Consider the following 24,516-nt stretch of genomic DNA (forward strand, 5'->3'; position numbering starts at 1 on the left):
CCGGCGACGGAGGGAGGATAAGAGACATGACCGAAGCTGCTTCCAAGACCATCAAGGGTCGCACCGGCGACTGGGAAATCGTGCTGGGCCTCGAGGTCCACGCCCAGGTGGCCAGCAAGTCCAAACTGTTCTCGGGCGCGGCCGTCGGCTTCGGCGCCGGTCCCAACGAGCAGGTCAGCCTCGTCGACGCGGCCATGCCGGGCATGCTGCCGGTGCTGAACGGCTTCTGCGTCGAGCAGGCGGTGAAGACGGGCCTGGGCCTGAAGGCGCAGATCAACCTGAAGAGCCGCTTCGACCGCAAGAACTACTTCTATCCCGACCTGCCGCAGGGCTATCAGATCAGCCAGTTCGACCAGCCGATCGTCGGCGAGGGCGTGGTCGTGGTCGAGCGCGACGACGGCACGACCTTCGACGTCCGCATCGAACGCCTGCACCTGGAGCAGGACGCCGGCAAGTCGCTGCACGACCAGGATCCGAACGCCACCTATGTGGACCTGAACCGCGCGGGCACGGCGCTGATGGAGATCGTCTCCAAGCCCGACATGCGCACCTCGGAAGAGGCGGCCGCCTACGTCAAGAAGCTGCGCACGATCCTGGTCTATCTGGGCACCTGCGACGGCGACATGGAGAAGGGCAACCTGCGCGCCGACGTCAACGTCTCGGTCTGCCGCCCCGGCGACTACGAGAAGTTCCGCGAGACCGGCAGCTTCAAGCACCTGGGCACGCGCTGCGAGATCAAGAACGTCAACTCCTACCGCTACATCCAGCAGGCCATCGAGTATGAAGCCCGTCGGCAGATCGAGATCCTGGAAGACGGCGGCGTGATCGACCAGGAAACCCGCCTGTTCGACCCGACCAAGGGCGAGACCCGCTCGATGCGGTCGAAGGAAGAGGCGCACGACTATCGCTACTTCCCCGATCCGGACCTGCTGCCGCTGGTGCTGGACCCGGCCTGGGTGAAGTCGATCGAAGAGACCCTGCCCGAACTGCCGGACGCCAAGAAGCAGCGTTTGCAGAGCCAGTACGGCCTGTCGGCCTACGACGCCGGCGTGCTGATCATCGAGAGCGACCGCGCCGACTACTTCGAGGCCGCCGCCAAGGGTCGCGACGCCAAGCTGGTCTCTAACTGGGTGACCAACGAGCTGCTGTCGAAGCTGTCGTCGGGCGGCCACGAGATCGCCAACTCGCCGCTGCCGTCGTCGGACATCGCCCAGCTGGTCGAGCTGATTGAGAACGGCACTATCAGCTCCAAGATCGCCAAGGAGGTCTTCGAGCACATGTGGGCCGGCGAGGGCCGTCCCGCCGAGATCGTCGAGAAGCGCGGCCTGGTGCAGATCAACGACACCGGCGCCATCGAGGCGGCGATCGACGAACTGATCGGCGCCAACCCTGACAAGGCCGCCGCCGTGAAGGACAAGCCCCAGGCCATCGGCTGGTTCGTCGGCCAGGTCATGAAGGCCACCGGCGGCAAGGCCAATCCGGGCACGGTCAACGACCTGCTGAAGGCCAAGCTGGGTCTCTGAGGCTCGGCCTTAGCGGTAAAATGAAAGGGCCCGTCGCGAAAGCGGCGGGCCCTTCTCTTTGGAACGTGCCGAAGCGCCTATTGCGGCGTGCTCGGATCCTGCGTGCTCGAAGCGGCGGCCGGGTCTTCGGCGGGCTTCTTGTGCTTCTTGGACTTCTTCTCGGGCTTGGCCGCGTCCTCGGCGGCCGGGGCGGTGGTGGTCGAGGTCTCGCCCGGCGCGGTGGCCGAGCTGGGCGAAGCCGCGCCCGTGGCGCTGTCGGCCTGTGGCGGCGTGGTGCTGTCGGTGGTCGGGGCGGTGGTCGAGGCCGACGGATCGGTCGTGGTGGTGGACGAGCCCCAGTTGCCGGCGCCGGTCGACGGCGGGGTCTGGGCCGAGGGATCGGCGGCGGGGGCCTGCTGGGCCAGGGCCGAACCGGCGTAGCCGGCGGCGGCGAGCGCGAGGACGGCGGCGGAGATGCGCAAGCTCTTCATCGGTAAGCGCCTTTTTGTGGCTGCTGCGTCGGACTGTGACGCGGGGCCGACGCTGGGGGCGGCTTGCGGCCGAAATGACCCCGCAATCGGGCTTTGCGGCCGCATGCGTGGCGCACGCGCGGCGAGCATGGCGCAAAAGCGGCGCCCCAGGTGGAGTTCCCGGGGCGCCGCAAGAGGCTTCAGATGCTGGTCAGATACCGGCGATCTAGTTGTTGATGATCTCGAAGATCAGGCCGGTGGCGATGGCCGCCAGCACGTAGTCGTTGCCGGTGCGGTACCAGTAGTAGCCGCGCGGCGGGTGACGCAGGTGGTAACGGCCGTAGTCGTGAACGACATAGCCGCCGCCGCGATAATAGGGCGGCAGGTAGCCGCCGCGGCGCCAGGCGGTGTAGCCGGGGCGATAGTCCGGACGGCCGTAGTAATGGGCCGGCGGCGCGCCGTAGTTCCAGCGGTTCTGGTAGTAATAGCCGTTGTAGCGACGGTCGTCCCAGCCGCGGTTGTCGCGACGGTCGTCCCGGCGATCCCAGCGGCTGTCGCGGCGGTCGTCGCGCCGATCATCACGGCGGTCGTCACGGCGATCCCAGCGCGCATCCCGACGATCGTCACGACGATCATCGCGGCGGTCGCCGCGGTCGTCCCGGCGGTCCCAGTCGCCGCGGCCTTGCGCTGAGGCGTCGGTGGCCATGGCGGCCATCGGGCCGGCGACCGAGGCCACGACGGCGATGGTGAGCAACAGACGTTTCATGTGGACGTCTCCTTGTGGTCAACGGTCGCCTCGCGGCGGCCAAGTCCCTCGACCTTGAAGACGACGATGATCCTTCCCGCCTGAACCCGCGCTGAACGGTCATGTCAGGATGCGTCTTGGCGTCGCGCGCCCGGGTGGCCATGTTGGCGCGCAAGAACAGAGGGTCCGGGAGGCACGCATGACCAGCCCCATCGAGCTGCACTACTGGCCCACGCCCAACGGCTGGAAGATCTCGATCGCCCTCGAGGAGATGGGCCTGCCCTACGAGATGATCCCGGTGAACATCGGCACGGGCGAGCAGTTCAAGCCGGAATTCCTGGCCATCAGCCCCAACAACCGCATGCCGGCCATCGTCGATCCGCAGGGTCCCGACGGCCAGCCGATCTCGATCTTCGAGTCCGGCGCCATCCTGCAGTACCTGGGCCGCAAGACCGGCCAGTTCTATGGCGAGACCGAGCGTGACCGGATCGGCATCGACCAGTGGGTGATGTGGCAGATGGGCGGGCTTGGTCCGATGGCCGGCCAGACTCACCATTTCCGCCAGTACGCGCCGGCGATCATCGCCGATCAGCGGCAGCTGGCCTATGGCGTGATCCGCTACACCAACGAGACCCACCGCCTCTACGGCGTGCTCGAAAAGCAGCTGGCCGGGAAGGATTTCGTCTGCGGCCAATTGTCCATCGCCGACTTTGCGATCTGGCCGTGGGTCGTGCCGTGGAAAAATCAGGGCATCCAGATCGAGGAATTTCCAAAAGTGAAGGCCTGGTACGACCGCGTCGCCGAGCGCGAGGCCGTGCAGCGCGGCTTCAAACTCGGGGCCGAACTTCGGGCCGGCGGCCTGCAAGCGTCTGGAAAAGCTGCGGAAGAGGCTCGTAAGGTTTTGTTTGGACAACGCGCGCGTTAACCAACCATATACCGGCGTTTATCAACCGTAACTTTGGTTAGCGAGACGTATAGTCGCGGCTCGATTCATGATCTCTGCGCGCTTAACTATATGTTCAGCGAGCAAGGTTTTCTCTGTGTTCATGGCCGAGCTGAACCATTGGGGTTAGCTCGGCAAGACCAGGAACCGAAGTCATGATGATGAGCATCGAACCGCCCGCCGCCATCGCGGCCATGCCGCTGCCGAGCGTCGACTCCACCGGGGACGAACTGTTCCGCATGGGCATGCTGTACTCGACCGGCCAGGGCGGCGCGCCGCTGGACTACGTCTCGGCCCATATGCTGTTCAACCTCGCCGCCATGCGCGGTTCGGTCGAAGCCAAGGTCTATCGCAAGGAACTGTCGCAAGAGATGGCCAGCGAAGACGTCGCCGAAGCCCAGCGCCAGGCGCGCCAATGGCTGGCTCACGGCTGAACCACGGTTTAGCCGTTTCTACTCTCGGGCCGGACGCCGCCGTGGGATCACGGGGATCCGGCCGTGATTTTCTGACTACTTGCTATAGCCGTTGACGGCGTAGCTGAAGCTGATCGGCAGCAGGTCGCGCAGATACTGCTGCATGAACAGCCCCGCCTCGGACGCGCCGCTGCGGGGCACGTAGACGACGTCGAAGCGGCGAAGCGGCACCAGGTCCGCGCCGCGCGGATCGGTCAGGCCCTTCAGCAGGTCGACCGTGCGCATCATGGCCCGCCCTTCGGGGCCACGCCGGATGACGATCACCTGGCTGCGCTTGGACGAGCTCTTGAACCCGCCGGCCTGGATGACGGCCCGCAGTGCGTCGCCGTCGCCGGCCATGTCGTAGACGCCGGGATTGCCGACCTCGCCACCGACGAACACCTTCAGCGGAGCCGTGCTCTTGACCGACACCTGCACCTGCGGGCGCAGCAGCTGCTGGCCGTAGGCCTGGGTCAGAGAGGTCTCCAGCTCCTCGATCGTGCGGTCGGCGGCCATGATCGGACCGACCAGCGGCAATGCGACGCGGCCGTCCGGCTGCACCACCACCGACTTATTAAGTTCCGCCGCCGAAGGTACCGACACCTCGATCTCGTCGCCCGGATAGAACCGGTAGGCGGGCTCGGCCTCGCTCCAGTCGGCATAACCGATATCGGGAAACTGGCCGGTGGGGCGCGGGGCGGGCGTGATCGGCTCGCCATCGACGTGGCCGCAGGCCGAGAGGCCGGCGCTCGCAAGCGCCAGGGCCAGGGCGGTGGTGAGGGCGGTGCGGCGATCCATGCGACGGTTCTTACCAAACATAGGTAACCAAACCTTAAGCCCGAACGCCCCAGGGTCACGTGGAAGTTTGGACCCATTGGATTCGCATGTCGACGAGCGCCTGGACCAGCGTGCCGCACGACCCGCCGTCGCGACGCGACTGGGCGGCGCGGGCCCGCTATGCCCCGACCGATTTCGTCACCCTGCTGTGGCGTGAACGCTGGCTGATGCTGGGCGTCTTCGTGATCATCATGGTCTTGGGCGTCGGCTTTGCCATGACACTGAAGAAGACCTACACCGCCAGCTCCAGCCTGTTTGTCCGCCTGGGCCAGGAATATGTCTACGAGCCGCGCGCCGGCGACGCCGCCCGCGGCGCGGTGCCCGACGTCGACCAGGTGATCCAGTCGGAAAGCGAGATCCTGGGCAGCGGCGAGCTGCGCGAGCGGGTGATCCGCAAGCTGGGCTTCGCCACCGTGTTTCCGGACGCCGCCGGCAAGTTCGCCGCCGCCAATCCCGAGCAGAAGCGCAAGATGATCGCCGAGGGCCGCGACAGCGTCGGCCGCAATCTCAAGATCGAGACCGCGCCCGACAACTCGATCATCCGGCTGTCGTACCAGCACCGGGACGCCGAGACCGCCGAGAAGGTGCTCAACACCCTGCTCGAAGAGTACCTGATCTATCGCCGCAGCCTGCTGATCAACGACGACGACAAGGTGCTGGCCAAGCAGCGCGATAATTTCCAGGAGCGCTTGGCCGAGACCGACACAGCCTACCAGGCCTTCCTGCAGACCAACGACATCGGCGACTTCACCGCCCAGAAGACGGCCCTGACCCAGCTGCAGGCCCAGGTCGAAGCCCAGCGCTACGCGATCGACGCCCAGCTTCAGGACCGCCAGGGGCGCCTGGCCTCGGTGCAGTCCGAGCTGTCGCGCACGCCGGCCGAGTCGGTGCTCTATCGCGACCAGGACATGTCGGCCGCCAACAAGCTGACCCAGCTGAAGCTGGACCGCGAGGGCCTGCTGTCGCGCTACCTGCCCAGCGCCCAGCCGGTGCGCGACATCGACGCCCAGATCGCCCAGCTCGAGCAGGGCCTGGCCAGCGGCCGCACCAACGCCGAGGGCGCGCGCCGCAGCGGTCCCAACCCGATCTGGCAGACCCTGCAATCGACCCGCAACGACCTCGCCGCAGAGGTCGCGGCCCTGCGCCAGTCGCAGACCGCCTACGCTGCCCAGGTGCAGGAAGTGAACGAGCGCCTGCTGCGCCTGTCGGAGCTGGAGCCGCAGTTCAACCAGCTGACCCGCGACCGCGACGTGCTGTCGGCCAATGTCCGCGACTTCACCGTCAAGGAACAGCAGGACGAGGCCCAGCGGCAGATGTCGGCCGAGAGCAGCGACAACATCCGCATCGTCCAGCGCGCCGTCGCGCCGTCGGAGGGCAAGAGCCTGCGCAAGCCGGTGTTCGTGCTGGCCTTCCTGTTCGCCGCCTTCACCGCTGCCTGCGCGGGCCTGGTCCGGATGCTGCTGCGCCCGGGCCTGCAGACCCCGGCCTCGGCCTCGCGCACCCTGGGCCTGCCGGTGCTGGCGACCGCGGGCGTGAAACGCGCGGCCTGAAACCGCCGTTCTGCACCTGAGCGATTTGGTCGCCTTTCGCGCGAACATGGTTAGGCATTAGTTTCTACGGTCTTCAACGCGCGGCGATTCGGACGAATGGTGGATTTGAACGTCGAGATGGCTGAACTGTGGGGGTCGCTCGGCGCCCCTGCGGCTGGCCGTGCGCACGTCGTCCAGTTCGTCTCCGCCCGGCGGGGGGAGGGGACCTCGACGGTCGCCCGCGAATTCGCCCGCTTCGCCTCCAAGCGCGCCGGTCGCCGGACCTGGCTGATCGACCTGGACCTGACCACCTCGCCGCAATATCAGGCCATCGCCGCCGATCCCGGGCTGTACGGTCCGCTGGGCGCGGGTGCGGCGGCTAGCCCCGACGGCTCGATGTTCTTCACCGTGCAGCCGCCGGCCCCCCGGCCCGACGGCGGTGTGTGGTCCGACTCCAAGTACGTGGCCGCCCACAGCGTCGGCGGGCCGCGGTTCTGGGTGACCCGCTTCAAGCGCGAGGCCCTGCGCGGCCGCCAGAAGGTCCATGTCCTGCCGGGCGTCGAATACTGGGCCGCCCTGCGCCGCCACGCGGAAATCATCGTCGTCGACTGTCCGTCGGCCGACCGCTCGCAGGCGGCCCTGACTCTTGCCCAGCACATGGACCAGACGATCCTGGTGGTCAGCGCCCAGGAGGCCGACGTGCGGCCGCCGGGCCTGCTGCGCGACGCCCTGGCCTCGGCGGGCGGCCGCTGCGCCGGCGTGTTCTTCAACCAGGCCTCGGTGACGCCGCCGGGCTTCCTGCGGGCCATCCTGCCGTGACGCACGGCGTGGGCTTTGGCGGCGGACCGGTCAGCGTCGCGCCGCCGAGGCTCTTGCTTCCCCAGATCGCCATCTTCGTCGGATCGGTTCTGCTGCTGGTGCTGTTCAGCGGCGGCTGGGAGCTGCCGCTGGTGGGCGAGAACGCCGACGAGGCCGGCTCGGCCATCCTGCGGGTGGCCTATCTGCCCGCCTACGCCGCCGGCTTCGGCCTGATCGCGCTCGACCCGCGCAACAGCCTGCGGGCGGCCGTGCGCCAGCCCTTCCTGTTCGCGCTGATGGGCATCGTCTGCCTGTCGGTGCTGTGGTCGATCGCGCCCGACGTCACCACCCGCCGCGCCTTCGCCGTGACCTGCACCACCCTGTGCGGCGTGGCCCTGGCCGGACGCTTCCGTTGGCGCGCGCTGGCCGAGGTGATGGCGGCGACCTTCGCGGTGCTGATCATCGCCTCCTACGTCGTCTGCATCGCCGTGCCCCGCATCGGGGTGATGACCGAGCTGTTCCCGGGCGCCTGGCGGGGCCTGTGGCGCGAGAAGAACGGCCTGGGCGGCATGATGGCCTTCGGCTTCTGCATCCTGTCGGCGGCCGCCCTGCTGAACCCGGTGCGGGCCAAGCTGTGGTGGGGCTTCGCCGTGCTGGCGATCGGCCTCGTCCTGATGTCGACCTCCAAGACCTCGCTGGTGTCGCTGATGCTGGGCGTGGCGGCCCTGGGCTTCGTGCTGATCGCCCGGCGGGGACCTGCGGCGGGGGCGGCGGCGACCTGGACGGCGGTGACGGGCGTGGTTTTGCTGGTCGCCTTCCTGGTCCTGGCCTCGGACGTGTTCTTCGCCATCCTGGGCAAGGACGCCACCCTGACCGGCCGCACCAAGATCTGGAGCGCGGCCATGGTCGAGATCCAGGAGCGGCCGTGGCTGGGCTATGGCTACCACGCCGTCTGGGGCGACAAGAGCGGCTGGGGGCCGTTCGCCTGGATCAGCAAGAACGCCGGCTTCCAGGCCCAGCACGCCCACAATTCCTGGCTGGAGCAGTGGCTGGGCATGGGGCTGTTCGGCCTGGCCGCCTGGGGGCTGTTCTACATCCAGACCATGGCCCTGGCGCTGCTGGCGGTGTTCCGCGACCGCGGCGCCTTGCTCGCCTTCCCGTTCCTGGTCGTTTACAGCCTCGTGGCCCTGACCGAGAGCATAGCGGTGGCCTATAACGACTTCCGCTGGGTGCTGTTCGTGGCCCTGGCGGCCAAGCTGGCCTTCCCCGACCGGGAGATGGAGCGCTGAGCGGTTTGCTTGCGCCGACCAGGGTCCCCACGCTTGAGGCAGGGGCGGCCGCCTTGCTCGAGCGTGAGGGATACCTGCTGCTGCGCGAAGCCGTGCCCGAGTCCTGGCGGCAGGCGCTGCGAGACGCCTTCGACGCAGGCATCCTCGAACAATGGCCTGTGCCCAGGGCCGCCGGCTGGCGTCACGCCCTGGTCGATCTGGATCCCACGGTGCTGAAGACCTGCCGTCTGCCGGCCCTGCTGGCGGCGGCGGGGCGGATCCTCAGCGAGCCCTTCTTCCTGTCGCAGGTCGAGGGCCGCGAGCCGTTGCTAGGCGGCGGCCATCAGCCCCTGCATCGCGACGGCGTGGAGACGAACGCGGTCGTCGCCATGGTCTTCCTCGACCCCTATGGCCCCGACAACGGCGCGACCCGCGTGGTCCCGCGCGCGCTTGATCGGGGCGAGCCCGACGAGGCCCTGTGCCTGACCGCGGCCGGGGAGGCGGGGGACATCCTGGTGTTCGACGCCGACCTGCTGCACGGGGCGACCCGCAACGGCTCGGGCGCGCGGCGGCGGTCGCTGCTGGTCAACTTCATTCCCGAGCGCCTCAGGGCCGGCGAGGACGCCTGCCGGGCGATCCGCAACGTGCGGATGGACAATGGCGAGGTCTTCGTTCCCTGAGGGCTGGCGACAGCCCGTGCCTCTCCCCAATCCGTGTCTCCCCGCGAAGGCGGGGACCCAAGCTGGCTTTCAGGATGAGGCGCGGCTGTGGACCATCCGCAGACTCGGCTTGGATCCCCGCCTTCGCGGGGATGCTCGGGGAAAAATCAGCCTAATTCCGTAAATGTCGATTTCGACCTAGATCTTCGACCACAGGGCTGGCCGCTGGGGCGTCTTGCCCAGCCGGTCCAGCGTGGCCGAGCGCAGGGCGACGATGCCGCCTTCCAGGGCGCGCCAGGCTTTCTTCCGCCCACTGACGACCACGCGCTCATCCCAGGCCGCGCCGCCGGCGGCCACCACGTCGAGACCGATCTGGCGGTAGACGCCGCGCGCGGCGGCGATCGCCCAGGCCGAGCGGACGGGCAGGTCGCGCAGACCCCAGCGGGCCGAGGCGTAATAGGGCTCGGCGGCCTCGACCAGGCGGCGGGCGAGGGCGGCGACGTCGTCGCGGCGGGCGGGGTCGGTCAGTTGCTCGACCGGCAGGTCCAGCTCGGCCAGCCAGGCGCGGGGCACGTAGACGCGGTCGTTGCGGGCGTCCTCGACGATGTCGCGGGCGATGTTGGTCAGCTGAAAGCCCAGGCCCAGGTCCTGGGCGCGGCGCAGGGTGGGCAGGTCGTCGGGCGGCACGCCCATGACGATGGCCATCATCGCGCCGACGACGCCGGCCACGCCCCAGCAATAGGCCAGAAGGTCTTCCAGCGTCTCATAGCTGCGGCCCTCCACATCCATGGCGAAACCGTCGATCAGATCGAGGGCGTAGCGCTCGGGTATGCCGCGCCCCAGGGCCACGGCCTGGAAGGCGGCGAACACCGGATCGGTCGGGGTCTCGCCGGCCAGGGCCGCGCGGGTCTGGGCGTAGAGGGCTTCCAGCCGCGCCGGCGCGTCGGCCACCGGGCTCATGCCGTGGCCAAGGGTCTGGCCGTCGATGACGTCGTCGCAGTGGCGGCACCAGGCGTAGAGCATCTCGGCGTCGACGCGGGTCTGGGCGTCGAACAGCGCGGCGGCGGCGGCGAAGCTCTTGCTGCCCTTCTGGATCGCCTCGCGGCTTTGAAGCTCCAGGTCGCTCATTCGGCGACCGGGGCGGGCAGGGCGAAGTCGTCGATCATCAGCCCGGCCGTGGCCTTGGCGCTGCCCACCACGCCGGGAATGCCCGCGCCCGGATGGGTGCCGGCCCCGACGAAATAGAGGTTGGGGATCACGTCGTCGCGGTTGTGGGTGCGGAAAAAGGCGCTCTGGGTCAGGATCGGCTCCAGCGAGAAGGCCGCGCCCTTCCAGGCGTTGAGGTCGCTCACGAAGTCGTCCGGGGTGATGAAGCGGCTGGTGACCAGATCGGCGGTCAGGCCCGGAATGTAGTGCTTTTCCAGATAGGCCAGGATGCGGTCGCGGTACTTCGGCCCCTCGACCGACCAGTCGATGTCGGCGGTCTGAAGGTTGGGCACGGGCGACAGGGCGTAGAAGGTCGAGCAGCCGTCCGGGGCCATGGCCGGATCGCTGGCGGTCGGATGGTGGAGGTAGAGCGAGAAGTCCTCGGCCAGGGCGTTCTTGCCGTAGATCTCGCCGATCAGCTCCCGGTATCGATTGCCGAAGCAGATGGTGTGGTGGCGGATCTCGGGGTGCTGGGTCTTGAGGCCGAAATAGACCACGAACAGCGACGGGCTCCAGCGCTTGTTCTCCAGCGCCTTGCCGACCTTCTGGCCGCGCGGCTCCTCGCGCAGCAGGTGGCGGTAGGTGTGCATGACGTCGGCGTTGGAGGCGACGGCGTCGAAGGCTTCGAAGCCCTCGTTGGTGATCACGCCGGTGACGCGGCCTTCGCGCACGGCGATACGCTCGACCGGCCGCGACAGGTGCAGCTTGCCGCCCAGATCCTGGAACAGCTTGGCCAGGCCACGCACCAGGGCGTGGGTGCCGCCGCGCGGGAACCAGACGCCGCCGCGACGCTCCAGGGCGTGGATCAGGGCGTAGATCGACGAGGTGGCGAACGGGCTTCCGCCGACCAGCAGGCTGTGGAACGACAGGGCTTGGCGGACGTGCTCGTCCTTCACGAAGCCGGCGACCTTGTCATAGACGCTGCGCCAGGCCTGCAGCTTCATCAGGGCCGGGGCGCTGGAGATCATGCTGCCGAAGTCGAGGAACGGCACCGCGCCCAGCTCGACATAGCCCTTCTGGTACAGCTCTTCCGAATAGGCGTGGAAGCGGCGGTAGCCGTCGACGTCGGCCGGGTTGCGGGCGGCGATCTGGCGATCCAGGCCCTCCTGGTCGTTGACGTAGTCGAAGACGTCGCCGTCCTCCCACATCAGCCGATAGAAGGGATCGACGGGCAGCAGTTCGACATAGTCCTCGATCCGCTTGCCCGAGAGCGCGAACAGCTCCTTGAGGCAATCGGGGTCGGTGACGACGGTGGGGCCGGCGTCGAAGGTGAAGCCGTCCTGCTCCCAGACATAGGCGCGGCCGCCGGGCTTCTCGCGGCCCTCGAACAGGGTGACGTCGAAGCCCTCGGACTGCAGGCGTATGGCCAGCGAAAGACCGCCGAAGCCGGCGCCGATGACGGCCGCCTTGGGACGGGGCGGGGCCGAGGCGTGGGCGTTCATGCGTCTTGTCCTCCGAACACGGAACTCTCGCGAATACATTTGAGGGCGGCCGAGATCGGCACCGGCGGCTTGCCGATCAGGATCCGCGCCCGGTCGCGCCAGGTCAGGCGCGCCGCATAGAAGCGCTGAATGAGCGGCACCGATAGCCGGTAGAAGCGCTCCAGCACCCGATAGCGCTCTTCCGGCGCGCAGGCGCGAAACAGCATGCGGTTCAGCAGGCGCAGGAACCGCCGCCGTCGCCAGACGGCCTTGGACTGGGTCTCGACGCAGGTGCGGACGCTGGCGCTGGTGATGCGGGGCAGGCCGGCGATCTTGTCGGCCAGGCGCGCGGCGTCAGGCAGGGAATAGCCGGTGGTTGGCTGGAACAGCGCCGCGCGCAGGCCCACCTCCGCCACCTGCGGCCGGGCTTCGCGCCAATAGCCGTCGATGTCGCCGCCCAGGGCGATGGGCAGGACGCCGTGCTCCTCGCGCTCGACCGCCTCGACGGTCCAGCCCTGGGTCTTGGCGTAGTCGGCGATGGCTTCGGACAGGGCGATGCGGTCCAGGGCCGGGCCGTCGCTGTAGCGGGTGTCCTCGACCAGCAGCCGGCGGGCGTCGAGCGGCAGGACGTAGACGAAGCGATAGCCGTCGGTCTGCGGGACGGTGGCGTCCATGATGATCGGCGCGGTCAGGCCGTGCGGGGCGGTCAGGCGCAGGTCTTGCCCGACGAACTTCTGCCAGCCCAGGGCCAGCCGCTTGCTGCGCCGCGCGCCGCGGCCGTCGATCACCGCCCCGGCGACGATGCGGCGGCCGTCGGCCAGGGTGACCTGATGCGGATTGACGTCGACCACGCCGATGCCGGTCCAGGCGTCGGGACCCAGGGCGCGGGAGACCACCTCGTGCAGCCGCCTGGAGGTGATGGCCAGATAGGGCGTGGGCAGGCGGCGGCTATGGGCGGGAAAGCGCACCTCGTAGCCGCTCCAGCGATGGGCGATCAGCGGCCGCAGCCAGCCGCCGATGGCCTCGTCGACGTCGGTCTCGAAGTGGCACCAGGTGTGCTGGCCGCCGATGGTCTCGCCCCGCTCGAGCAGCAGCACGCGCAGGCCCGGCCGCAACGCCTTCAGGCGCAGGGCGATCAGGCTGTTGGCCAGTCCGCCGCCCACCAGGACGACGTCGGCGCGCAACGCGGACGCGGATTCCATTGTTCTGGCTCTAGCACGAATGGATGACGTCCACGCCAGGGCCTTCGTGCAAAGCCTCGCCGGGTTGCGCGATAGGGGGCGAGGCGATAGGGGAGCGCGCACAGGAGCGCCGCCAATGACTGAAGCCGCCATCATCGACGGGAAGGCCTTCGCCGCCCGCCTGCGCCAGACCATCGCCGCCGACGTCGCCGGCCTGAAGGCCGAGCACGGCCTGACGCCGGGCCTGGCCGTGGTGCTGGTCGGCGAAGATCCGGCCAGCCAGGTCTATGTGCGCAGCAAGGGCGAACAGACCCTGGAAGCGGGCATGCATTCGGAAACCCACCGCCTGCCGGCCGAGACCTCGCAGGCCGAGCTTTTGGCCCTGGTCGAGCGGCTGAACTCCGACCCGGCCGTGCACGGCGTGCTGGTGCAGTTTCCGGTGCCCGACCACATCAGCCAGGCCGCCGTGGTCGCCGCGATCTCGCCCGACAAGGACGTCGACGGCCTGACCGTCGCCAACGCCGGGCGCCTGGCCAGCGGCCTGCCGGCCCTGACGCCCTGCACCCCGACCGGCTGCATGATGCTGCTGCGCGACCAGCTGGGCACGCTGTCGGGCAAGCGCGCGGTGGTCATCGGCCGCTCGAACCTGATGGGCAAGCCGATGGCCCAACTGCTGCTGGCCGCCGACTGCACCGTCACCATCGCCCACTCCCGCACCCACGACCTGCCGGCCGTCGTCCGCGAAGCCGACATCGTCGTGGCGGCCGTCGGCCGTGCGCAGATGGTCAAGGCCGACTGGGTCAAGCCCGGCGCGGTGGTCATCGACGTCGGCATCAACCGCATCCCCAAGGATGACGGCAAGACCCGCCTGGTCGGCGACGTGGCCTTCGACGAGGTCAAGGCCGTGGCTTCGGCCATCACCCCGGTGCCGGGCGGCGTGGGGCCGATGACCATCGCCTGCCTGCTGGCCAACACCGTGCTGGCCGCCAAGCGCCTGAACGGGATCGGGGAATAGTGCCCAAGACCCTCTCCCTGTGGGAGAGGTGTCGGCGAAGCCGACGGAGAGGGGCGTGACTCACATTACAGAAGTCATCGCCCGCTTCATGCGGGCGACCCAAGCTGAATGAGCCGCATCCTGACACGCCGTTTGGGTCGCCCGGACAAGCCGGGCGATGACTTCATGTAAAGAGGGCGGAAGCTGAAAACGGCCCCCTCCGGCGCCTCGCGCCACCTCCCCCAGAGAGGGAGGATTTCCCTCAATCGGCCCGCTGGTACACCACCAGCGACGACTTGCTGAGCTTCACGGTCTTCACTACGCGATAGTGAGCAGCCAGCTCCGCATCGATGATCCGCACCACGGCGAAGTTGAAGTCCCGGGCGCGCGGCGTGCGGTCGACGATGACGCCGGGCTTCGTCGCCAGGATGCGCCGCACCTCGGTCTCCTGGTCGACGCCGATCGCGCCGTGTTCGCGCAGCAGGTTCAGGTGGCCGGCGAACGGCCAGCGCGAAGGCATGGGCGCGCCGGTCAGGTGATAGAGGATGCTGTCGCCGTTCCAGACCCACAGGCCTTGCGACAGGCCCGGGCGGATGGCGGCCAGCAGCTCGCTCATCTGCGCCGCGCCGCCGCGCTTGGCCTGGCCGCGCACGTAGGCCACGCCATCGGCGATCCCCATCACGGCGATCAGGCCGGTAGCGAGAATGACACCCAGCCGACGCGGGCGGGCGGCGAACAGCGGGGCCATGGCCACCGCCAGCGGCGCCAGCAGCGGCAAGGCGTAGTGGTCGAAGAAGGTGCCGAACGCCAGGTAGCCGCCGATGGCCGCGGCCAGCCAGGCGACCGCGAAGCCGAAGGCGAGCTTGCCGCCGGGCCGGGCTCGCCAGCCGCCGATCCAGGCCGCCAGGCCGACGCCGATCAGGGGAGGGACCAGCAGACGGCAGGCCTTCAGCAGGCGCCAGGCGAGCTCGGCCTCGCTGGCGCCCGAGCGCGCGCCGATCGACAGGAAGTTGGCGTAGACGAAGGCCTCGGTCTCGCCACGCCAGGCGTAGAAGACCAGGGCCAGAACGGTCGGCATCAGGGCCATGCCGATCCAGAGGGCGGCGTCGAGCGCCAGCCGGGTCCACGACTTCGACACCCGCCAGGAGACGCCCAGCAGCAGCACGCCGAACGCGAAGCCCTCGAACACCACGGTGTACTTCAGCTGCAGGCCCAGGCCGACCAGCAGCATGGCCAGGCAGCCCAGTCGTCGCACCGAACGGGCGTCGTCGCTGCGCAGGGCCTTGAACGCCGCCAGGGCCGCGCCGACGAGCAGCAGGTTGTAGAACACCGGCGCCTGGCCGCCCCAGCCGCCGGCCAGGGGCAGGGCCAGCAGGTAGACGAGCCCGGCCGCGGTCGCCGCGACGATCCCGGCCGCCGGCGCCGCGAGCCGGGCGATCAGCAGGGCGGTTCCGGCCGCGAACAGCGTGGCGACCACCTGGTACTGAACGATCCCGTCGCCGCCGAGCAGGCGGATGGCGGCGTAGAGCACGAACAGCCCGACCGGCTTGCGGTCCCAGATGTCCACATAGGGCAGGGCCCCGTGCAGCATGCGGTCGCCGACCAGCAGGTAGAAGTTCTCGTCGACATGGATCAGCGGATTACCGAACTGCCAGGCGCGGATCGCGAAGGCGGCGGCCAGCAGGAGGCCGCCGGCCAGGATCCAGGCGCGGCGGTCGGGGGAGGGCGAAGACGTCAGGCGCGGCTCTCCCCGGCCAGCGGCGCGGCGGCTTCGGCCGCATCGTTCTCGGCATGGTCGGCCTCGTCGCGCCAGGTGACCCGGCGCGAGGCGTGGTAGTTCCACAGCGCGCCCAGCACCGCCCCGCCGGCCCCGGCCAGGGCCCAGGACGCGCCGATGGCGTTGAGGCCCGCGCCGGCCAGGTCGTTGATCAGGGCCCCGCCCAGGCAGGCGGCGTAGAAGCTGAGCAGGCCGCGCCACAGGGCCGCGCCGCGCAGGCGCTTGTCGCGGAAGGTCAGGACGTTGTTGAGCGCGAAGTTCCAGCTCATGGCGATCAGTATGGCGATGGTCTGGCCCGACCAGAAGGCCATGTCGGCGGCCTGGGTCGCGCCCAGCACGCCCAGGTGTACGACGAGGCCGCTGACTCCGACCGCCAGGAACTGGAACAGCCGCGCCGACAGCACGCCGTTGGTGCGCTTCTCGGCCAGCAGGCCGATCAGGTCGAAGGCCACCCGCAGGTCGAGCTTGGACTCGCCGCCGGCCCTCGGCAGCAGGGCGGTGGGGATCTGGACGGCGGCGGGCCGGCGCTGGCCCGAGGCGACGACGTCGACCAGGATCTTGAAGCCGACGCCCGACAGGCGGGGGCGCACGGCCTGGTACCAGTCTCGGGTCATCAGAAAGCAGCCGCTCATCGGGTCGGCCAGGCGCAGGCCCAGCAGCGCGCCCGCCAGGTTGACGCCGCCGCGGCTGATGGCGTGGCGGACGCCGGACAGGCCCGAGCCCGCGCCGTCGAGATAGCGGCTGGCGACCACCAGGTCGGGCTCGCCCTTGGCCATCTTGCGCAGCATGGCGCCGATAAGGCGCGGATCGTGCTGGCCGTCGCCGTCCATGACCGCCAGGGTCGCGCCTCGGGCGCTGTCCCAGCCGGCGATCGCGGCCGAGGCCAGGCCGCCGACCCCGTCGCGTTTGAGCAGGCGGATGGCGGGACGGCGCATGGCGACGTCGAGCACCGCCCGGGCCGTGCGGTCGTCGGCCGAGTCATCGACGACGATGATTTCATGGAAGACGTCGGCGAGGTCGGCGCTGAGGGCTTCCAGCACGCCGCCGATGGCCTCGTGTTCGTCGAGGGTGCAGATGACCACCGAGACCTGGGGCAGGTTCCAGTCGGCGGCGGCGGGCGAGGGGGCCCGGCGCGCGGGACGGATGGTGGTGGTGTGCGGACCCATGGGAACGGCGCTCCGTGATCGGGAGCGACAGGTTCCGGGATAACTCCGCCGGCAGTTTGTTGGCTTGGTATCGGGCGTTCGTCGAACGTGTTACCGCTCTGACGCAAAGGGCATTCTGGCAGGGATCAGCCGGCCAGATATTCCGCCACGCGGCCTTCCAGCTCGTGGGACAGGGCCCGTCCGACGGGATGTTCGTCGGTCTTGATGCTGTCGCGCACGCAGGCCTTGATCGCGTCGATATGGGCGTCGACGAGGAACATCGGCGCCGACAGGCGGGTAGCCGGATCGTCGATCAGCTTGCACAGAGAAGCGGCCAGGCGGGTGATCAGCGGAAATTCGTAGGTGGCCCCCAGGCCCTTAAGGTCGTGGGCGCGCAGATAGAGGGTCTCGACCGTCACGGCGGTCAGGCCGTCAGCCCGCACGCCCTGGCGCGCGGCTTCCAGCTTGGTGATCTCGTCGTCGAGCCATTGGGCGAAGTTGCCCGACAGGCTCTTCAAGGCCGCCTCGGCCTTGGCGATCGCGGCCATGTCGATGCCGCCGCGTCCGCCCACCTTGAGCTTCAGCATGTTCGGAACCTGGATTACTTCAGCGGTGGGCTTGTTCATCAGGGTCGCCTCCCCGTCGGCGTTACTTAGGGAACGGTCACATGCCAGGCGTTAAGAATGAGTGAGACGACCGTCTCGCTTCACGCCCATTATTACATTTCCGACTGTATCTAAGCCGAAAACTGTTCGGTCAGTACGCGCTCCTCCAGACTGCGGCCCGCGTCGAACAGCATCGACAGGGTCAAGCCTCGGTCCTCGGAGATGTGCACCTCGACGACGTCGCGGACTTCGTAATTGTCGGCCACGGCGCTGACGGGCCTCTTATCGCATTCCAGGACCTCGAACGTCACCCTCGCGTTCTGCGGCAAAAGCGCGCCCCGCCACCGCCTGGGTCGAAACGCGCTGATCGGGGTCAGGGCCAGCACCTGGGCGCCGATCGGGATGATCGGCCCGTGGGCCGACAGATTGTAGGCCGTGGAGCCGGCCGGCGTGGCCACCAGGGCGCCGTCGCAGACCAGCTCGCCCATCCGCACCTTGCCGTCGATCGAGATCCGCAGCTTGGCGGTCTGGCGGGTCTGGCGCAGCAGCGAGACCTCGTTGATCGCCAGGGCCCGGTGCTGCCGGCGGCGGGAATCGATGGCGACCATGGCCAGGGGGTGGATGACGGCGCGCTCGGCGGCGTTGATCCGGCCCAGAAGGTCGTCCTCGCTGTACTCGTTCATCAGGAAGCCGACCGAGCCGCGGTTCATGCCGTAGATCGGCCGCTGGCTGCGGATGGTCTCGTGCAGCATCTCCAGCATGAAGCCGTCGCCGCCCAGGGCCACCACGATCTGGGCGTCGTCGCCGGCGTCGCCATAGCGGGCGGTCAGGCGCTCGCGAGCCTCCTGGGCCTCGGGGCGGTCGCTGGCCTGGAAGGTCAGGCGAGTCGAATAAGGCTGGGCTTGGAACATGCCGCCCCAAGTGGCGGGATCGCCCCGGTGTTGTCAAACGACGGCGGTCAAAGCCTCCGTCAGGCGGCGCTGACGGCTTGGCGGAAGGCCATGGCGGCGATGTCGGGGCGGAACGGGCCAAAGGCGCCGCTGGCCTTGCGGGCGGCTTCCGCGCCGCCGCCGGGACGGCCGCCGTTCAGCTGCCGCACGAGCTCGAGGATGGTCGGGAAGACGCTGCGGTCGATGCCGACCGCCGAGCAGGCCAGGGCCAGCAGTTCGGGGCGGTTGCTGTCGATGGCGCGGCGCACCTGGCGCACGTCGAAACGCCCCAGCCGCGCCATGGCGAAGACGAACAGCGGCAGGCGGCCTTCGCGCAGCACGCGCAGCAAATAGCCGGGACGCAGTTGGCCGGCGGAGTCGAGCTTCTCGACCAGGGCCGCCTCCATCTCCTCGCGGTCGGCCTCGTCCTCGATGGTCACGGCGCCGGCCGCGGTGGGTTGCAGGCCGAGGTGGGCGCCATGGGTGGCCTCGTCGACGGCGGCGCGCAGCTTGGCCGGGTCGAGCTCGAAGCGGTCGGCCAGGGCGTCGCGCAGGGCGCGGCCGACCCACAGATAGAGCTGCTCGGCCAGCAGGGGCGACAGGCCCGGATGGCGGGCCAGGGGCGAGCGCAGGGCGACCACGTCCTTGGCCTCGGCCACCAGCCGGCCCATGGCGTCGGCGCTGATCTGGGCGGTGGTGTTGCCGGCCAGGGCGGTCAGCACGGCCGGCTCGCCCTGGGTGAGGATGGCCTCGACGACCGGCGAGTGCAGGTTGGGACGGCGGGCGACCTCGATCTGGTGTTCCAGCGTGGCCTGGACCAGCAGGCGGATCAGGTCGTGGTCCTGCAGCACCGGGCTGCGGGCGATGATCGGGCGGGCGATCTCGATCTCGTCGAGGGCCAGGATGTTGACCAGGGTCGAGGGCGCCCAGGCCGCGTCGGCCAGGCGTTCGGCCAGGCGCTGGCGGATGTCGCGCTCGGCCTCGACCACCAGGCTCATGAAGATCGAATCGAGCAGGATCTGGATTTCGGGCGCGGCCGGCTGACCCTGGGCCTCGCCGGTTTCGCAAAGGTCGATGATGCCGGAAAGCAGGCGCTCGCGATCTTCCGGCTCGCGGCTGCGGGCCAGGGATAGAAGCGCGGCGGTCTGTGCGGCCTGGCTCACGACCCTCCTCGAACGCCAAACTTGGGGGCGCCAAACGAGACTTTGGCCACCTTGGTGTTTCCTGATGAAAACATGTTTAAACAGGTCAAGCCATTGAACCTGGAGAATAGCGGCGCTCTGTCGCAGATGAATCCCAGGTCGCGATAGAGGAAACGCCTATGGGGCGAGCACTGATCCTGGCTCTGGACCAGGGCACCACGAGCACGCGGGCGATCCTGTTCGACAGCGAGGGTGCGGCCCTGGCCGAGGCCGGCCGGCCTCTGCGCCAGAGCTATCCGCACGACGGCTGGGTCGAGCACGACGCCGACGAGATCGCCGCCGCCTGTGTGGGGGTGATCCGCGAGGCGGTCGAAAAGTCGGGCGCGGACCTCGACGAGGTCGTCGCCCTGGGAATCACCAACCAGCGCGAGACGTTGGTGGTCTGGGACAAGGCCACGGGCCGCCCGATCCATCCGGCCATCGTCTGGCAGGACCGCCGCACGGCCGAGGCCTGTGAGGCGCTGCGAAAGGACGGCAAGGAAGCCGAGGTCACGGCCGCCACCGGCCTGCTGCTCGACCCCTATTTCTCGGCCACCAAGATCGCCTGGCTGCTCGACAACGTGCGCGGCGCGCGGGCCAGGGCCGAGGCGGGCGAACTGCTGGCCGGCACCATGGACAGCTGGGTGATCTGGAAGCTGACGGGCGGGGCGCGCCACGTCACCGACGCCACCAACGCCTCGCGCACCCTGCTGTTCGACATCCAGACCCAGGACTGGTCGCAACCGATGCTCGACCTGTTCGGCGTGCCGCGTTCGCTGCTGCCGCAGGTGCTCGACTGCGCGGCCGACTTCGGCGAGGTCGGGGCCCAGGTGCTGGGGCGGCCGCTGCCGATCCGCGGCGTGGCCGGCGACCAGCAGGCGGCGCTGATGGGGCAGGGCTGCATCCGCCCCGGCGAGATGAAGGCCACCTACGGCACAGGCTGCTTCATGCTGATCAACACCGGGACGACCCGGCCGGTCTCGGCCTCGCGGCTGCTGACGACGGTGGCGGCGCGGGTGAACGGCCAGACGACCTATGCCCTCGAAGGCTCGATCTTCGTGGCCGGGGCGGCGATCCAGTGGCTGGGCGAGGGCCTGGGGATCACCGGCGGTCCGCGCTCGGCCGAGGCCCTGGCCCGCTCGGCCAAGGCCGACCACGGCGTGGTCGTGGTGCCGGCCTTCACGGGTCTCGGCGCGCCCTGGTGGGACGCCAAGGCGCGCGGCGCGATCTTCGGCCTGACGCGCGACGCGGGCCTGCCCGAGATCGCCGCGGCCACCTACGACGCCTGCGCCTTGCAGAGCCGCGACCTGATCGAGGCCATGCGCGCCGACGCGCCCGACGCCTTCCTCGGCGAGGCCCAACTGCGCATCGACGGCGGCATGTCCAAGAGCGCCTGGTTCAGCCAGCGCCTGGCCGACCTGACCGGCCTGCCGGTGGCGCGGGCCAGCTACCAGGAGACCACGGCCCTGGGCGCGGCCCTGTTCGCGGGGCTGGGGGCGGGGGTCTACGACTCGCTGGAGGCGGCCGCCAAGGCCCGCCCCGCGGCCGAGGACCTGAAGCCGGCCATGGCCGTCCACGTTCGCGAGGCGGCCTATGCCCGCTGGCTGGACTGCGTGCCGCGCGTGCGTTCTTAAAGGAGCGCCGCAAATCTCAGGACGTGTCGACAAGCGTCTCGCTAACCTGGGCGGGCATTGCTATGACATCGCTGTCAAAAGCAATAACCGCACAAGGGAGGCCTCACGCATGACCGCGACGCGCCGCACTGTCACGCTGGCTCTTGGAGCCGGCGCCGCACTCGCCGCCGGAGGCCTTTCGATGTCCGCCCAAGCCGCCGCCCCAACCCTGGGCTCGATCCGCCGCCTGTCGCCCGCGCTCGACGCCGTGATCGCGCCGGACGCCAAGATCGAAAAACTGGCCGACGGCTTCGTCTGGTCGGAAGGGCCGGTCTGGGTGAAGGACGGCCAGTATCTCGTCTTCTCCGACGTGCCGGCCAACATCATGTACCGCTGGAGCCGGACGGACGGCAAAAGCGTCTTCCTGCAGCCTTCCGGCTATGACGGCCCGCCGACCAAGATCTTCCGCGAGCCGGGTTCGAACGGCATGGCGCTGGACGCTAGGGGCGACCTGCTGGTCTGCAATCACGGCTACCGGGCGATCACCAAACTGGACCTGAAGACCAAGGCCAAGTCGGTCGTCGTCGACCGCTACGAGGGCAAGCGCTTCAACAGCCCCAACGACCTGGCCGTGGCCAAGTCGGGCGCGATCTACTTCACCGATCCGCCCTACGGCCTGGAAGGGCTGAACGCCTCGCCGGCCAAGGAGCTGAGCTTCAACGGCGTCTATTTGCGCCGCGCCGACGGCTCGCTGGCGGTGGTCGACGACAAGCTGACCTTCCCCAACGGCGTGGCCCTGAGCCCCGACGAGAAGGTTCTGTACGTCGCCGTCTCCGATCCGGAAGGGCCGGTGATCATGGCCTACGACCTGGGCGCCGACGGCCTGCCGACCTCGCGCAAGGTGTTCTTCGACGCCGGGGCCCTGCACAAGGCCGGCGGGCCGGGCCTGCCGGACGGCATGTGCCTGGACACCGAGGGGCGGCTCTACGCCACGGGGCCGGGCGGGGTGCTGGTGATCACCCCGGCGGGCGAGCTGATCGGCGTCATCGAGACCGGCGGTCCGATCGCCAACTGCGCCTTCGGCGAGGACGGCAAGACCCTGTTCCTGACCGCCGACAAGACCCTGGCGCGGGTGCGGCTGAAGACGACCGGACTGGTCTTCTGAGCGTGAATTCCTCGCCCTTCGACGGGCTCAGGGTGAGGAATTCATAGCGGACGCCGAGCCAGCATTAGCCCTCATCCTGAGCTTGTCGAAGGACGAGGGCGGTTCAAGACGGAGATGTTTCGTAATGGACAAGCGCACGTTCCTTCAGGGCGGCCTCGCTGCCGGCGCGCTGGCGGTAGCGGCCCCCGCCGCCGCCCTGGCCCAGGCGAAAGCCGAAGGCCGCAAGCTGGGCTATGCGGTGCTGGGCCTGGGCTACTACGCCACCCAGATCATCATGCCGCGCTTTGCCGAGTGCGAGCACTCCAGGCTGGTCGCCCTGGTCAGCGGCTCGCCCGACAAGCTGGCCAGGTACGGCGCCCAGTACGGCATCCCGGAAAGCGGCCGCTATTCCTACGAGACCTTCGACCGCATCGCCGACAATCCGGCCGTCGACATCGTCTATGTGATCACCCCCAACAGCCTGCACCGGCCGTTCACCGAGCGGGCCGCCAAGGCCGGCAAGCACGTGATGTGCGAAAAGCCGATGGCCAGCACGGCGGCCGACTGCGAGGCGATGATCGCCGCCTGCAAGGCCGCCGGCCGCAAGCTGATGATCGGCTATCGCAGCCGCTTCGAGCCGCACAACCTTGACGCCATCGCCCTCTCGCGTGGCGGAGCCTTAGGGGCGGTGCGGACCGTCGTCGCCGACCACGGCTGGACGGCCAGCGATCCGACCATGTGGCGGGTCAAGAAGGCGCTGTCGGGCGGCGGCAGCCTGATGGACATCGGCATCTACAGCCTCAACGCCGCCCGCTACCTGACCGGCGAGGAGCCGATCGCGGTCAACGCCATGGAATCGACCGACCGCTCCAACCCGGTGTTCGCCGAGGTCGAGGACACCATCAACTTCCAGCTCCTGTTCCCGTCCGGGGCAACGGCCAACTGCGTCTCGACCTACAGCGCCAACTGCAACCGCTATCGGGTCTCGGGTCCCAAGGGCTGGGTCGAGATCGATCCGGCCACCAGCTACCAGGGCCAGGCCATGCGGGCCAATCTCGACGGCCAGGCCAAGCCCCGCACGCCGCCGCCGGTGAGCAAGAGCCAGTTCGCCGGCCAGCTCGACCACCTGTCGGAATGCATCCTCACCGGCCGCGATCCGATCGTCCCGGGCGAGGAGGGGCTGAAGGACCTGCGGATTATCGAGGCCATCTACAAGGCGGCCCGCGAAGGCCGGACGGTGAAGCTGTGATGCGCCGCCGGATCCTCGTCGCGACGATCGCCGTCGCCCTGCCGAGCCTGGCCTGCGCCCAGCAGCGCGTGGCCCTGTGGCCCAATGGCGCGCCGGGCTTCGAGGCCCGCAAGGCCATCCCCGAGCAGGCGGCCGAATACTGGGCCAAGTCGATCAACGACCCGTCGGTGACGGCCTATCTGCCGCCGGCCGACAAGGCCACGGGCGCGGCGGTGATCGTGCTGCCGGGCGGCGGCCACAAGATGCTGGTCATCCATCCGGAAGGCACCGATGTCGCCAAGGTGCTCAATCCCATGGGCGTGGCGGTGTTCGTGCTGAAATACCGCCTCAGCCAGGAAGAAGGCTCGCCCTACACCACCGACCATGCCCGCCAGGACGCGGTGCGGGCCGTGCGGCTGGTGCGCTCGCGCGCCGCCGAGTTCGGGGTGGATCCGAAGAAGATCGGCCTGATGGGCTTTTCCGGCGGCGGCGAGGTCGTCGACCTGGCCGTCTACGGCTCCACGGCCAAGGATCCGAAGGTCGATGCGGTCGACGCCGTCAGCGGCCGGCCCGATTTCCAGGTGCTGATCTATCCCGGCCCGGCCGGCATTCCCGACAAGATCCCGACCGACGCGCCGCCGGCCTTCATCCTGGCGGCCGACGACGACGAGTGCTGCTCGGCCCCGCCGGTGGAGCTGCTGCAGAAGTTCCGCGCCGCCAAGGTTCCTGTCGAGTTCCACCTGTTCCAGAGCGGTGGTCACGCCTTCAACATGGGCTTCCGCACCGAAAAGGCCGCGATCAAGGTCTGGCCGGAGCGGCTGCGCGACTGGCTGGCCGACAACGGGTGGACGAAGAAGCCATAGGCCCTTGATCTAGAGTGCGCTCTACC

Annotated in this window: 23 protein-coding genes; 12 read left to right on the forward strand and 11 right to left on the reverse strand. The window is 69.2% G+C overall.

Annotated features, from left to right (window positions below):
- The first annotated feature begins 26 nt into the window (after window positions 1-26).
- Window positions 27-1,523, forward strand: coding sequence for an Asp-tRNA(Asn)/Glu-tRNA(Gln) amidotransferase subunit GatB (gene gatB, locus I4Q42_RS17240; RefSeq protein WP_198577333.1), 1,497 nt, complete (start codon window positions 27-29; stop codon window positions 1,521-1,523).
- A gap of 77 nt (window positions 1,524-1,600) precedes the next feature.
- Here gatB and I4Q42_RS17245 read toward each other — a convergent pair whose 3' ends face one another.
- On the reverse strand, window positions 1,601-1,993 hold the full coding sequence (locus tag I4Q42_RS17245) for a proteophosphoglycan 5 (protein WP_198577334.1): 393 nt from the start codon (window positions 1,991-1,993) through the stop codon (window positions 1,601-1,603).
- A 205-nt stretch (window positions 1,994-2,198) separates the two neighbouring features.
- A complete protein-coding gene (locus I4Q42_RS17250) occupies window positions 2,199-2,738 on the reverse strand; it encodes an RcnB family protein (RefSeq protein ID WP_198577335.1) in 540 nt (179 codons plus the stop codon).
- Between the two features lie 178 nt (window positions 2,739-2,916).
- On the opposite strand from I4Q42_RS17250, the gene I4Q42_RS17255 reads away from it, so the two are divergent.
- Window positions 2,917-3,642, forward strand: coding sequence for a glutathione S-transferase N-terminal domain-containing protein (locus tag I4Q42_RS17255; RefSeq protein WP_198577336.1), 726 nt, complete (start codon window positions 2,917-2,919; stop codon window positions 3,640-3,642).
- A 173-nt stretch (window positions 3,643-3,815) separates the two neighbouring features.
- Complete coding sequence (locus I4Q42_RS17260; RefSeq protein ID WP_198577337.1) at window positions 3,816-4,094, forward strand: sel1 repeat family protein; 279 nt, start codon at window positions 3,816-3,818, stop codon at window positions 4,092-4,094.
- Between the two features lie 75 nt (window positions 4,095-4,169).
- Here the strand turns inward: I4Q42_RS17260 and I4Q42_RS17265 are convergent, their stop codons facing one another.
- Window positions 4,170-4,910: a polysaccharide biosynthesis/export family protein gene (locus tag I4Q42_RS17265; protein ID WP_198577338.1), complete on the reverse strand. Its 741-nt coding sequence runs from the start codon at window positions 4,908-4,910 to the stop codon at window positions 4,170-4,172.
- Between the two features lie 86 nt (window positions 4,911-4,996).
- Here I4Q42_RS17265 and I4Q42_RS17270 point away from each other — a divergent pair, with 86 nt between their 5' ends.
- The 4 genes from I4Q42_RS17270 (at window position 4,997) to I4Q42_RS17285 (ending at window position 9,224) form a co-directional block, all read left to right on the forward strand.
- Entirely contained in the window at window positions 4,997-6,499 is a 1,503-nt protein-coding gene (locus I4Q42_RS17270) for a GumC family protein (protein ID WP_198577339.1), read from the forward strand.
- A 117-nt stretch (window positions 6,500-6,616) separates the two neighbouring features.
- Window positions 6,617-7,297, forward strand: coding sequence for a P-loop NTPase family protein (locus tag I4Q42_RS17275; protein WP_232793243.1), 681 nt, complete (start codon window positions 6,617-6,619; stop codon window positions 7,295-7,297).
- Window positions 7,294-8,565, forward strand: coding sequence for an O-antigen ligase family protein (locus I4Q42_RS17280; protein WP_408611095.1), 1,272 nt, complete (start codon window positions 7,294-7,296; stop codon window positions 8,563-8,565). Before I4Q42_RS17275 ends, I4Q42_RS17280 begins: the two co-directional genes overlap by 4 nt.
- 53 nt (window positions 8,566-8,618) lie before the next feature.
- Complete coding sequence (locus tag I4Q42_RS17285; protein ID WP_232793244.1) at window positions 8,619-9,224, forward strand: phytanoyl-CoA dioxygenase family protein; 606 nt, start codon at window positions 8,619-8,621, stop codon at window positions 9,222-9,224.
- Window positions 9,225-9,401: 177 nt separating this feature from the next.
- Here the strand turns inward: I4Q42_RS17285 and I4Q42_RS17290 are convergent, their stop codons facing one another.
- The 3 genes from I4Q42_RS17290 to crtY are packed head-to-tail and all read right to left on the reverse strand — an operon-like array spanning window position 9,402 to window position 13,032.
- Window positions 9,402-10,331 (reverse strand): phytoene/squalene synthase family protein, encoded by a 930-nt coding sequence (locus tag I4Q42_RS17290; protein WP_198577341.1) that lies wholly within the window; start codon window positions 10,329-10,331, stop codon window positions 9,402-9,404.
- Entirely contained in the window at window positions 10,328-11,851 is a 1,524-nt protein-coding gene (locus tag I4Q42_RS17295; RefSeq protein ID WP_198577342.1) for a phytoene desaturase, read from the reverse strand. Before I4Q42_RS17295 ends, I4Q42_RS17290 begins: the two co-directional genes overlap by 4 nt.
- Window positions 11,848-13,032: a lycopene beta-cyclase CrtY gene (crtY, locus tag I4Q42_RS17300; RefSeq protein WP_198577343.1), complete on the reverse strand. Its 1,185-nt coding sequence runs from the start codon at window positions 13,030-13,032 to the stop codon at window positions 11,848-11,850. Before crtY ends, I4Q42_RS17295 begins: the two co-directional genes overlap by 4 nt.
- Window positions 13,033-13,147: 115 nt before the next feature.
- On the opposite strand from crtY, the gene folD reads away from it, so the two are divergent.
- Window positions 13,148-14,026: a bifunctional methylenetetrahydrofolate dehydrogenase/methenyltetrahydrofolate cyclohydrolase FolD gene (gene folD, locus I4Q42_RS17305; RefSeq protein WP_198577344.1), complete on the forward strand. Its 879-nt coding sequence runs from the start codon at window positions 13,148-13,150 to the stop codon at window positions 14,024-14,026.
- 241 nt (window positions 14,027-14,267) lie between these two features.
- On the opposite strand, the gene I4Q42_RS17310 is transcribed toward folD, so the two are convergent.
- The 5 genes from I4Q42_RS17310 to I4Q42_RS17330 form a co-directional block, all read right to left on the reverse strand.
- Window positions 14,268-15,848: a hypothetical protein gene (locus I4Q42_RS17310; protein ID WP_198577345.1), complete on the reverse strand. Its 1,581-nt coding sequence runs from the start codon at window positions 15,846-15,848 to the stop codon at window positions 14,268-14,270.
- A complete protein-coding gene (locus I4Q42_RS17315) occupies window positions 15,740-16,948 on the reverse strand; it encodes a glycosyltransferase (protein ID WP_198577346.1) in 1,209 nt (402 codons plus the stop codon). The genes I4Q42_RS17310 and I4Q42_RS17315 overlap by 109 nt, the downstream gene beginning before the upstream one ends.
- Before the next feature lie 125 nt (window positions 16,949-17,073).
- Window positions 17,074-17,556: an Hpt domain-containing protein gene (locus I4Q42_RS17320; protein WP_198577450.1), complete on the reverse strand. Its 483-nt coding sequence runs from the start codon at window positions 17,554-17,556 to the stop codon at window positions 17,074-17,076.
- Window positions 17,557-17,663: 107 nt separating this feature from the next.
- Window positions 17,664-18,443, reverse strand: coding sequence for an NAD kinase (locus I4Q42_RS17325; RefSeq protein ID WP_198577347.1), 780 nt, complete (start codon window positions 18,441-18,443; stop codon window positions 17,664-17,666).
- A gap of 59 nt (window positions 18,444-18,502) precedes the next feature.
- The gene (locus I4Q42_RS17330; protein ID WP_198577348.1) at window positions 18,503-19,624 is read right to left on the reverse strand and encodes a DUF2336 domain-containing protein; all 1,122 of its coding nucleotides are present in this window, start codon (window positions 19,622-19,624) and stop codon (window positions 18,503-18,505) included.
- A gap of 158 nt (window positions 19,625-19,782) precedes the next feature.
- Here I4Q42_RS17330 and glpK point away from each other — a divergent pair, with 158 nt between their 5' ends.
- The 4 genes from glpK (at window position 19,783) to I4Q42_RS17350 (ending at window position 24,490) form a co-directional block, all read left to right on the forward strand.
- Window positions 19,783-21,276, forward strand: coding sequence for a glycerol kinase GlpK (glpK, locus tag I4Q42_RS17335; RefSeq protein ID WP_198577349.1), 1,494 nt, complete (start codon window positions 19,783-19,785; stop codon window positions 21,274-21,276).
- Between the two features lie 181 nt (window positions 21,277-21,457).
- Window positions 21,458-22,420 carry an SMP-30/gluconolactonase/LRE family protein gene (locus tag I4Q42_RS17340; protein WP_198577350.1) on the forward strand — a complete coding sequence of 321 codons (963 nt, stop codon included), beginning with the start codon at window positions 21,458-21,460 and terminating at the stop codon, window positions 22,418-22,420.
- 124 nt (window positions 22,421-22,544) lie between these two features.
- Window positions 22,545-23,648 (forward strand): Gfo/Idh/MocA family protein, encoded by a 1,104-nt coding sequence (locus I4Q42_RS17345; protein WP_198577351.1) that lies wholly within the window; start codon window positions 22,545-22,547, stop codon window positions 23,646-23,648.
- Window positions 23,648-24,490: an alpha/beta hydrolase gene (locus I4Q42_RS17350; RefSeq protein WP_232793245.1), complete on the forward strand. Its 843-nt coding sequence runs from the start codon at window positions 23,648-23,650 to the stop codon at window positions 24,488-24,490. Before I4Q42_RS17345 ends, I4Q42_RS17350 begins: the two co-directional genes overlap by 1 nt.
- Window positions 24,491-24,516: the final 26 nt, after the last annotated feature.

Origin of the sequence: Caulobacter hibisci, from assembly GCF_016135805.1 — a bacterium.
Lineage (GTDB): Bacteria > Pseudomonadota > Alphaproteobacteria > Caulobacterales > Caulobacteraceae > Caulobacter > Caulobacter hibisci.